General features: G+C 60.5%; 8 protein-coding genes and 1 tRNA gene. 3 read left to right on the top strand and 6 right to left on the bottom strand.

Going from position 1 to position 8,196, the window contains the following annotated elements; genetic code table 11:
• Window positions 1-10: 10 nt before the first annotated feature.
• The 6 genes from era to B3C64_RS05835 all read right to left on the bottom strand — a co-directional run bounded on the left by era (window position 11) and on the right by B3C64_RS05835 (window position 5,485).
• Window positions 11-1,006 (bottom strand): GTPase Era, encoded by a 996-nt coding sequence (gene era / locus B3C64_RS05860; RefSeq protein WP_291534377.1) that lies wholly within the window; start codon window positions 1,004-1,006, stop codon window positions 11-13.
• Window positions 999-2,423, bottom strand: coding sequence for a hemolysin family protein (locus tag B3C64_RS05855; RefSeq protein ID WP_291534375.1), 1,425 nt, complete (start codon window positions 2,421-2,423; stop codon window positions 999-1,001). Before B3C64_RS05855 ends, era begins: the two co-directional genes overlap by 8 nt.
• A gap of 42 nt (window positions 2,424-2,465) precedes the next feature.
• Window positions 2,466-3,011 carry an rRNA maturation RNase YbeY gene (gene ybeY / locus B3C64_RS05850; protein WP_291534374.1) on the bottom strand — a complete coding sequence of 182 codons (546 nt, stop codon included), beginning with the start codon at window positions 3,009-3,011 and terminating at the stop codon, window positions 2,466-2,468.
• Window positions 3,008-4,150: a PhoH family protein gene (locus B3C64_RS05845; RefSeq protein WP_291534373.1), complete on the bottom strand. Its 1,143-nt coding sequence runs from the start codon at window positions 4,148-4,150 to the stop codon at window positions 3,008-3,010. The genes ybeY and B3C64_RS05845 overlap by 4 nt, the downstream gene beginning before the upstream one ends.
• Window positions 4,151-4,269: 119 nt before the next feature.
• Entirely contained in the window at window positions 4,270-4,605 is a 336-nt protein-coding gene (locus tag B3C64_RS05840) for a histidine triad nucleotide-binding protein (protein WP_291534372.1), read from the bottom strand.
• A gap of 82 nt (window positions 4,606-4,687) precedes the next feature.
• A complete protein-coding gene (locus tag B3C64_RS05835; RefSeq protein WP_291534371.1) occupies window positions 4,688-5,485 on the bottom strand; it encodes a 16S rRNA (uracil(1498)-N(3))-methyltransferase in 798 nt (265 codons plus the stop codon).
• 119 nt (window positions 5,486-5,604) lie between these two features.
• Between B3C64_RS05835 and B3C64_RS05830 the strand changes: the two genes are divergently transcribed.
• The 3 genes from B3C64_RS05830 to glgC all read left to right on the top strand — a co-directional run bounded on the left by B3C64_RS05830 (window position 5,605) and on the right by glgC (window position 8,060).
• Window positions 5,605-5,692, top strand: a tRNA-Leu gene (locus tag B3C64_RS05830).
• 69 nt (window positions 5,693-5,761) lie between these two features.
• Complete coding sequence (locus B3C64_RS05825) at window positions 5,762-6,628, top strand: TrmH family RNA methyltransferase (protein WP_291534370.1); 867 nt, start codon at window positions 5,762-5,764, stop codon at window positions 6,626-6,628.
• Between the two features lie 187 nt (window positions 6,629-6,815).
• Complete coding sequence (gene glgC, locus B3C64_RS05820; RefSeq protein WP_291534369.1) at window positions 6,816-8,060, top strand: glucose-1-phosphate adenylyltransferase; 1,245 nt, start codon at window positions 6,816-6,818, stop codon at window positions 8,058-8,060.
• The last annotated feature ends 136 nt before the right edge of the window (window positions 8,061-8,196 follow it).

Genomic DNA, 8,196 nt, shown 5'->3' with positions numbered 1-8,196 from the left:
GCATCACCTGTCAGAAGCCCAAGCGTTCCAATTGCTTCGGATCCGACTGCCAGCCCTTGGCCACCTTGACGTGCAAATCAAGCCTCGCCTTCTGGCCGACGATACGGTTGACCGGGGTACGCAACTTCTTCTTGACGCGTACCAGATGCTCGGCATGTCGGCCGATGATGATTGGCTTCTGCGAATCGCGTTCCACGTAGATGGATACGATCACCTGCGCCTTGCCGTCGTAGGTTTCGCCGCTGTCGTTGTCCTGCGGATATTCGATGGAATCGACGACGACCGCGAGGGAATGCGGCAACTCGTCATCCAGCTCTTCCAGGAAGGCGCCGCGAATCAGTTCGGCTATGGTGTCTTCCGGCCGTTCCTCGGTGATCTGCTCCTCCGGGTACATCTGCGGACCTTCGGGCATGTTCTCGACCAGCACGTTCTTGACTTCGGCGAGATTGTCGTGTTCGAGAGCGCTTACCGGCACGATGTCGGTGAAATCGGCGAATTCGTTGATTTCAATGAGCTTGTTGATCAGCTCGCCGCGGTTCAGCTCGTCGATTTTGGTGACGATGGCAATCAGCGGCACCTTCCATTTGAATCCGCCGTCGTCGCGTTTCACCGCGAAATCGGAGCGCAGACGGCTGAGGATACGGCGGTCACCGGGGCCGATTTCCTGATCGGCGGGCAGCAGGAACGCGATGGCGTCCACGTCGGACAGCGACTCCTCCACAACATCATTGAGTCTTTGGCCGAGCAACGTGCGCGGACGGTGGATGCCCGGGGTGTCCACCAAAACCAACTGGGCGTGGTCCGTGGTCAGAATGCCGCGAATGGCCTTTCGAGTGGTTTCCGGACGCGATGACGCGATGGCGATCTGCGATCCGATAAGCGCGTTGATCAACGTGGATTTGCCGACATTCGGACGTCCCACGACCGCCACGAATCCGGAACGGTATGGAATGGGGGCTGCGGAATCGGCATGTTCGGCCGTTGTCACGATGTTGTCTTCAGTCATGCTTGTTTTTGGAATCCTTGTCGTTGTTCGATGCCTTGCCGGCATTGTCGGAATGATCTTCGTGCCGCGTTCCAGTTTCGTCCACGCCATCGACGTGGGCGGGCTCCACCACAATCGTCGAGACCTTCTTGCGACGGCCCGCGGAATCGACCGCAGTAAGCCGCAGGCCACGTGTGACCGCCGATGAGCCGACGATCGGAACCCGGCCGAGAAGCTTGGTCAGCAATCCATACACGGTGTCAACGTCATCCTCGTCGATGTCGATTTCGAAAATCTCCTCCAAATCGGCGATAGGCGTGCGCGCCGGCATGCTCCACTGGTGGTCGCCGATACGTTCCGGATTGGCATGCTGGGTGCGGTCGTGCTCGTCCTCCAATTCGCCGACGATCTGCTCGATGGCGTCTTCGATGGTTACCATGCCGGCGATGCCGCCGTATTCGTCGACGACGATGGCCACATGCTGGCGGGTGCGCTGCATCTGATGGAACAGGTCGTCGACCGGTTTGGATTCCGGCACGAGCATCGGATCGCGCACGATGGACTCGACATCGCGGGTCACCGCGGCGCGGTTGAACGCCGTGGCGCGCACGGCGTCCTTCAGGTAGGCGACACCCACCAGATCGTCGACATCGTCGCCGATGACCGGAATGCGGGAGAAGCCGGAACGCGAGCAGAGCTTCAGCATGCTTTCCAGATTCTCGCCGCGCTCGATGCAGATCATGTCGGTGCGCGGCACCATGATCTCGCGGGTCAGCGTTTCGGAAAGCGTAAGCACGTTGCGCAGCATTTCGGAGACTTCCGGATCGAAATCGTTCGCCTCCACCAGACGGTCAATGGTGGCACGCCCCTGCTCGAGCTGGAGCTTCTCCAGTTCCTCGTCGTCGGACAAATCATCGCCATGCCTTTTGGACAAATCCTTCTGCCCTCCGATTTTGGCGAACGGCGTCAGCGCAGCCGCCACCGAAACGGCGTTGGCGTGCTGCAGCATGATGTCGACCGGCTTGGAGGCGCCTGCGCTGCGTGGACGCACCAGCAGCGACACCACGGCCACAATCAGCGCAAACACGAATCCCGCAAGCAGCTGCGCCCACAGAGGAACCCTGCCCAGCATCGCGACGACCGCGACCAGCACGCCGTCGATGACGTTGCAGGCGATGCGGAAGAACGCGCACGATCCGGCGGTGGCGTACCGATCCGAAATCAGATGCTGCACCTTGGAGATGCGCCGAATCTTCTTGTCGCGAATGAACGGGGAAAGCTCCGAATCGGTCTGCACCTCGAGGATGCGGTTGTTCAGGCTCGCGCGCGTCACCCTTCCCACCGCGCCTTCGGCCGCCGCCATCGCGAACGACAGCCAGACCAACAGCATTGCGACAACAACCAACACGGCCATTATTGCGATGGTCGTCGTTTCCATCTTCACTCCCCCATTCGTTCCCGCGTCCAAGCCAGTTCGCCGCTACTTCGCCACTTGCCGGCCGGAACCGTGCTCGCGGTCCCATTCGGCCAACGCGTCAGGCGTGCCGGCGGGAAGCGAGGCCCTGTCCTCGAAACCTTGGCGCAATGCGAAAAACGTGAGCAGCAGCTGGCGCTGGAGCCCGAACATCTGCCGTTCCTGCTCTTTGCTCGCATGATCGTATCCGAGCAGGTGCAGGATGCCATGGATGGTCAGCAGCATCATTTCCTCCATGGTGCTGTGTCCGGCGGCAAGGGCCTGCTGAGCCGCGACCCATGGGCAGATCACGATGTCGCCGAGCACACCTTCCATCACCGTCTGGCCATCGCCGGGACGAAGCTCGTCCATGGGGAAGCTCATCACATCCGTGGGCCCTTCAAGGTTCATCCAGCGCAGATGGAGCTGCGCGATGGGATCGGGGTCGACAAACATGATGGTCAGGTCGGACTGCGTGCTCACCCGCATCTGGTCCATCACCCAGACGCCCAGATCGGAGAACACCTTGCCGTCGATCTGCCATGCGGTCTCGTTCGTCACATCAACGCTCATTCGGCGTTCCTTTCGATTTCGTCGCCATCATCCGTCCGTTTCTCCACATGACAGTGCCGTTTTCTGCTGTGGTCGCCCGCTATGGCCGCGTGGCGGTCATAGGCCGCCACGATCTTCCCGACCAGTGCGTGCCGCACCACGTCCTCCGCGTTCAGATGCGCGAAGGCGATGCCGTCGATGCCGTCGAGAATCCGTTCGATGGTGGCGAGCCCGGACTTCGGTACCGTGAGATCCACCTGCGTCACATCACCGGTGATGACCATTTTGGTGTTGAAGCCAAGACGCGTCAGAAACATCTTCATCTGCTGCTCGGTGGTATTCTGCGCCTCATCGAGGATCACATAGGCGTCGTTCAAGGTGCGTCCACGCATGTATGCCAAGGGAGCCACCTCGATGACGCCGTCATCCATATAGCGTTTGAGCTGGTCGGCGCCGAGCATATCCGACAGGGCATCATAGAGCGGACGAAGATAGGGATCGACCTTCTCGTTCAGCGTTCCCGGCAGGAAGCCGAGGTTCTCTCCGGCCTCCACCGCGGGACGGGTCAAGATGATGCGTCGCACCTGACGGTCCTGGAAGGCGCGCACGGCCTTGGCCACCGCCAGATACGTCTTTCCCGTTCCCGCGGGTCCGATGGCGAAGGTGATGGTATGCGATTCGATGGCATTGACGTAGGCGATCTGGCCTGCGGTCTTGGCTCGGACCGGTTTGCCCGCGGCGAAGGTGATGACGCCCGGCACATGCGGCTTGCGTCGGTCGGCGAGTTCCTCCCTCTCGTTGGAACGGGACTGCTGTACGTCGGTCAAACGCAGTTCCTCGACAATGCGTCCGTGCCCGGGATGTTTCGCACGCACGTCGTTCTTCAATACGTTCTGGTCGAGCATGCGGCGGACGGTGTCCGCGTCCATGGGCGCCGTATACGCCGCCTGGATGATGTCGGCGATCACCTGTTCGGCCTGCGATGCCTGCGGTTCGGATTTGCTGGAACGGGACATGATCGCGATGCGGTTCCCGCGCACGATGATGGTCAGATCGGGGAACGCCCGTTCCACTTCCCGAAGCACCTCGTCCACCGGGCCAAGGACGGACACCGGATCAAGCTGCCGAGGAATCGCGATGGTACGTGTAGTAGTGGCCACAAAACCTCTTCCGATATATTTCGTTGTATTACCGAATTCGATGAATCAATCTCTCCGCGCGGCAGCGTGCCTGCGCGACCGCCGCGCGGACGCCGCATGCCGCGGCCACGGCATGCCGACTACTCGTCGAGTTTTTCACCGGTAAGCACATGGGCGTGCACGTGGAACACGGTCTGCCCGGCATCGAGACCGGTGTTGAAAATCAATCGGAAGGCACCATGGAACTCCTTGTCGGCGATCTTCTGGGCAACTTGGGCCATATGCGCAAGCTGCTGCGGATCCGCCGCCGCGAGCTCGGCCACATTCGCGTAATGCCTGCGCGGAACGACGAGCACGTGCACCTTGGCCTTCGGATTGATGTCCTTGAACGCATATGTGGTGTCGTCCTCATACACCTTCTCACTCGGAATCTCCCCGGCGATGATCTTGCAGAACAGGCAATCCTTGTCGCTCATGATGCTCCTTTTGGTCTTGGCAATCTTCGCTACCATGCTATTGCGCAACCGGGATAATCCCCGCATCCGCATCCGCGCGCCGTCAGGAGAAACGCCCCAATGCGCGGGCCAGCAGCGACAACGCCACCGGGCCCGCCGTCGAAGCACGCAGAATGTTGCCGCCCAGCACGCACGCCTCCGCCCCCGCGTCGGTGAAAGACCCGACTTCGGCGTCGCTGATGCCGCCTTCGGGCCCCACCACCACGTATACGGTGCGCTGACGGCCGTCGTTCAGGCACCTGTCGGCAAGACCCGCGACCGCATCCTCCAATTGATCCCAGGTCTTCGTCGCATCCTGATGCAGCACGACCACCATGTCGCCGTGCACGCACGCGCGTCTGCAGATGGCCACCACCTGCTTGCTGGTCACGCAATCGTCCAATTCCGGCTTCCACGCGCGGCGCGATTGCTCCGTGGCCGCGTCAAGCACCTGCCGCCACTTGCGGTCGGTGCGTCCCGGCTTCCATTTGGCGATCGAACGGTCCGCCTGCCAGGGCACGACCTCGTCCACGCCGATCTGCGTCGCGGTGTCGATGGCCTGTTCGTCATGGCCGGTTTTCGCCAACGCCTGGACCAGCGCGAGCCGAACCATCGGTTCGGGTTCCCTGCCGAACCTCAGCACCTCGGCGATGCCCTGCTGGGCATCGCGCAGCACCGCGTGGATCCGTAGTCCCCTGCCATCCGACAATTGCAGCTCGTCACCGTCCTTCAACCGCATGGCCTGGACCGCATGCCGCCTCACCGAAGACGGCAGCGTCAATTTCCATCCGGCGATGAACGCATCACTGTTCACCGGCACGTCATCATGTTCCGTATCAAGCAGAAAAAGGGCATCAGTCATAGCTCCCGAGCCTACAACAGGCCACATATCGGCATTGGAACCAAACGCGACACGCCGAGATTTGCACATCGGAAATCGTCTGCTATAGTTTTCTTTCGTTGCCGCTGAGCAACGCACCTGTCCGGGTGGCGGAATGGTAGACGCGCTAGCTTGAGGTGCTAGTGCCTATTTTATACAGGCGTGCGGGTTCAAGTCCCGCTCCGGACACCGGAAAGACCCCTTGGAAACAAGGGGTTTTCTTGTATCTGACGAATTGTGTCTAGCGAAAGATGTGCCATGCAGTTCATTCATCTTGATTCCGTCGACGACGAACGCGTGGCCGCGTACACCAATCTCACGGAAATCCAATTACGCAACAGGCTTGAGCCCAGCAAGGGCCTGTTCATCGCCGAGTCCCCCAAGGTGATCGACCGCGCCTTGGCCGCGAATCGCGAACCGATCTCCTTGCTGGTCGAGGAACCGTGGATCGAAGGCATGGCCGACACCTTCGATTTCATCGACGCACACTGGGGAGAGCGCATTCCCGTATATGTCGCCTCCCCCGAGCAGCTTCATAGACTCACCGGCTATCGTCTGCACCGCGGCGCGCTGGCGGCCATGCGACGCTGGCCGTTGCCCAGCGTCGCCGAGGTATGCCAGGGTGCGAAGCGCATCGCGGTCATGGAGAACATCGTCGACCATACGAACGTCGGCGCTCTGATGCGATCGGCCGCCGCGCTTGACGTGGATGCCGTCCTTGTCACGCCTTCCTGCGGCGATCCACTGTACCGTCGCGCCGCACGCGTGTCGATGGGCACGGTGTTCCAGGTCCCATGGACGCGCATCGGCGGGGATGACAAGCATTACTGGCCGTTCACCGGCATGCGGGAACTGCACGACCTCGGATTCACCACCGTGGCGATGGCGCTGGAGGACGACTCCATCTCATTGGACGAACTGGTGCGCCGTCTGAACAATGCGCGGACCGAGGCCGACCACATCGACAGGCTCGCGCTGATTTTCGGCACCGAAGGAGACGGACTGTCCCATCACACCATCTCGCGTGCGGATCTCACCGTGAAGATTCCCATGAGCCATGGCGTCGACAGCCTCAATGTCGCCGCATCGAGCGCGGTGGCGTTCTACGCCACCGCCAGACGTTGAAACGGAACCGAACATTCGTCTCAACGGAGGCGAAACAACGGACGAATTTTCAAGACTCGCGACGGAAATCCCTTGCATGTCGTGAAAAATATGCGATTATTAAGTGCGTAAGCGGTTTTGCGAGGAAGCCGACCGGACGAACGATGTGTATATAGTGTCGAGACGACGCTCACGGAGAGGAGTTCCCATGGCAAAGAATCCGAAAATTCTTTCCATTGTGCTTGCAGGAGGCGAAGGCACGCGGCTCATGCCTTTGACCAGAGACAGAGCCAAGCCGGCGGTTCCCTTCGGGGGCGTTTTCCGTCTTATCGACTTTCCGCTAAGCAATCTGGTCAACTCCGGATACATGCAGACCGTCGTGCTCACCCAGTACAAGTCCCATTCCCTCGACCGCCATATCTCGACGGTATGGCGTTTCTCCCCGTTGCTGGGCAACTATGTCTCCCCTGTTCCCGCGCAGCAGCGTCTCGGCAAGCATTGGTACCTCGGTTCCGCCGATGCCATCTACCAGACCATCAACATCATCGAGGATGTGCAGCCGGACATCGTGGTGATCGTCGGCGCCGACCACGTGTATCGCATGGATTTCGAACAGATGGTGCGCCAGCACATCGAATCGGGGGCCGAATTCACCGTCGCCGGCATCCGCCAGCCCATCAGCCAGTCCGACCAGTTCGGTGTGATCGAGGTCGATCCGGACCATCCGAACATGATCAAGTCGTTCCATGAAAAGCCGAAGACCACCCAAGGACTGCCCGACGATCCGAACACCATTCTCGCCTCGATGGGCAACTACGTGGCGAACACCGATGCGTTGTTCGCCGCGCTCGCCCTTGATGAGAAGGCCGAAGAGACCAAGCACGATATGGGCGGTGACATCGCACCGTACTTCGCGGCGCGTCACGAGGCCGGCGTCTACGACTTCAACTCCAACGAGATTCCGGGATCCACGCCTACCGACCATGCGTACTGGCGCGATGTGGGTACGTTGAAGCAGTTCTACGACGCGCATATGGATTTGATTTCCTACGTGCCGGAGTTCAACCTGTACAACACGGAATGGCCGATCTACACGTTGTCCGGCAACCTTCCGCCGGCGAAGTTCGTGCATGCGGGACGCGATCGTCTGGGGCATGCCACCGATTCCATCGTCTCCCCCGGCGTCATCGTTTCGGGTGGCGAGGTGCATCATTCCGTGCTGTCTCCGAACGTGCGTATCCATTCGTGGTCGCAGGTCGTCGACTCGATTCTGTTCGATGGCGTCGTCATCAACCGTCGCGCACGCGTATACAAGGCGATTCTCGACAAGAACGTCGTGCTGATGGAGAACTCCACCGTCGGCATCGACACCGAGCACGACTTGGCACGTGGATTCACCGTCACGCCGGACGGCATCACCGTCGTTCCAAAGGGCACGGTCGTGGACGACTGACCATTCCGATAACTGAAAAAGGCTCTTCCGCTTTGTGATATGAAGCGGAAGAGCCTTTTTCATCGCATTACGCGGCCTCGTCATCTGGAAGCCATGGACGCGAAATGGGCCATGTGATTTCGCACGGCCCATCGTG

It is taken from the genome of Bifidobacterium sp. UBA6881 (assembly GCA_002451435.1).
Taxonomy (GTDB): Bacteria; Actinomycetota; Actinomycetes; order Actinomycetales; family Bifidobacteriaceae; genus Bifidobacterium.
The sequence above is the reverse complement of the archived record's forward strand: the minus strand, read 5'-3'. Positions and strand labels throughout refer to the sequence as shown.